The sequence below is a fragment of the Streptosporangium vulgare genome (assembly GCF_042428775.1).
In the GTDB taxonomy this organism is placed as follows: Bacteria; Actinomycetota; Actinomycetes; order Streptosporangiales; family Streptosporangiaceae; genus Streptosporangium; species Streptosporangium vulgare.
In genome coordinates this window covers 1-607 of sequence record NZ_JBHMBS010000159.1, presented here as the reverse complement: position 1 = coordinate 607, position 607 = coordinate 1, and the positions used below count along the sequence as shown (strand labels likewise).

Annotated in this window: 1 protein-coding gene; it reads left to right on the top strand. The window is 69.7% G+C overall.

What is annotated here, in order from left to right:
* Positions 1 to 46: 46 nt before the first annotated feature.
* A partial coding sequence (locus ACFFRH_RS44480) for an acyltransferase domain-containing protein (RefSeq protein WP_386164232.1) occupies positions 47 to 607 on the top strand: 561 nt, incomplete at its 3' end.

Sequence of the window (607 nt, the reverse complement as noted above, 5' to 3'; positions counted from 1 at the left end):
GCGGCTGGCTGCGTATGTGAAGACGTCGCAGCCGTCAGGTGTGGACGTGGCGTACTCGCTGGTGGCGGGTCGCGCGGTGTTGGAGCACCGGGCCGTGCTGGTGGGCCGGAGCCGGGATGAGCTGGTGGACCGGCTGGCAGAGCTGGCCACAGGGGGCATTGGAGAAGGTGTCGTCACGGGGACGGCCGGGCGGGGTGGGTTGGGGTTTTTGTTCACCGGCCAGGGCGCTCAGCGGGTAGGGATGGGCCGGGAACTGTACGAGACGTTCCCGGCGTTCGCGACCGCCTTCGACGAGGTCGCCTCCCATGCCGACGGTCACCTCGGACGGTCGTTGCGGGACCTGGTGTTCGCGTCGTCGGAGGGCGAGCTGGATCGGACGATGTTCACGCAGGCGGGGTTGTTCGCGGTTGAGGTGGCGCTGTTCCGGCTCCTGGAGTCCTGGGGAATGCGACCGGACTTCCTGCTGGGCCATTCCATCGGGGAACTGGCGGCCGCTCATGTGGCCGGGGTGATGTCGCTACAGGACGCGGTCGCTCTGGTGGCGGCGCGGGGCCGGCTGATGCAGGCACTCCCCGCAGGCGGAGCGATGGTGGCGTTGCAGGCCACC